The sequence below is a fragment of the Marinobacter halodurans genome (assembly GCF_004327985.1).
In the GTDB taxonomy this organism is placed as follows: domain Bacteria; phylum Pseudomonadota; class Gammaproteobacteria; order Pseudomonadales; family Oleiphilaceae; genus Marinobacter_A; species Marinobacter_A halodurans.
In genome coordinates, this window is sequence record NZ_SJDL01000135.1 from 1 (window position 1) to 1,198 (window position 1,198).

Consider the following 1,198-nt stretch of genomic DNA (forward strand, 5'->3'; position numbering starts at 1 on the left):
GGTAATCCCCCCATTTTTAGCAGGGTTCAAAAGTAGACATCAGGCCGCCATGGCCAATTTCTGTTGAGGGGTGATCCCTCCGAGTCCCATATTGGGGCGCTCGTGATTGTAGTGCCAGAGCCAGCGAGTGGCGTAATCCTGGACTTCTTCAGTGCTGTTGAACAGGTACTGAGCCAGCCAGTCGTAACGAACGGTTCGATTGTAGCGTTCGATGTAGGCATTCTGCTGGGGGTTGCCCGGCTGGATAAACGCCAGGTTGATGCCCAGGTTCTCCGCCCATGCGGCCAGTTTGCCGCTGATGTACTCGGGGCCGTTGTCACAGCGAATAGAGCGAGGTTTTCCCCGCCATTCAATGATCCGGTCAAGCGTGCGGGTGACACGCTCTGCCGGCAACGAGAAGTCGACCTCAATGCCGAGGCCTTCACGGTTGAAGTCATCAATGACGTTCAGCAGCCGGTAACTGCGGCCATCGCTGAGTTGGTCATGCATGAAATCCATGGACCAGCTGTCATTGATGGTTTCCGGTACGGTTAAGGGCTCGGGTTTCTCGCGAACCAGGCGTTTCTTGGGTTTGATGCGTAGGTTCAGCTCCAGCTCCCGGTATATGCGGTAGACCCGTTTGTGATTCCATCTGAAGCCTTTCACATTACGCAGGTGCAGGAAGCACAGCCCAAAACCCCAGTTCTTCTGGTTGTGGGTCAGCCGAACCAGCCAGTCCGCAATCTCGGCGTTCTCATCGCTGAGCTTGGCCTGATACCGGTAGCAGGTCTCGCTGATGCCGAATATCCAGCAAGCCAGGCGAATGCTGACGCCTTTCTCATTGACGGCCTTTTGCGCCATCTCACGGCGGCGAGACGGCTTCACCACTTTTTTTCGATGGCTTCCTTGAGGATGTCCGACTTGAGCCGTTCTTCAGCGTACATCTTCTTGAGCCGGCGGTTCTCGTCCTCCAGCTCCTTCAAGCGAGCCACCATCGAGGCATCCATACCGCCGAACTTGGCCCGCCATTTGTAAAAGGTCGCACTGCTCATGCCGTGTTCTCGGCAAAGTTCCGGAACCGGCACGCCATTCTCGGCTTGCTTCAGGATCGACAGGATTTGGCTGTCGGAAAAACGTGACTTCTTCATGCAGAATCTCCCTGCGGGTAGTTTACGGAAAATTCTACTTTTGAGTACCGCTATTTTTCGGGGGGATTACC

At 55.3% G+C, this 1,198-nt stretch carries 1 protein-coding gene; it reads right to left on the reverse strand.

What is annotated here, in order from left to right; all coding sequences use genetic code 11:
• Nucleotides 1-39: 39 nt before the first annotated feature.
• Nucleotides 40-1,127, reverse strand: a protein-coding gene (locus tag EZI54_RS23780; RefSeq protein ID WP_131484323.1) for an IS3 family transposase whose coding sequence is annotated in 2 segments (ribosomal slippage) — nucleotides 40-866 and nucleotides 866-1,127 — 1,089 coding nt in all. Because the reading frame shifts where the segments join, the coding sequence is not laid out codon by codon here.
• Between the last annotated feature and the right edge of the window lie 71 nt (nucleotides 1,128-1,198).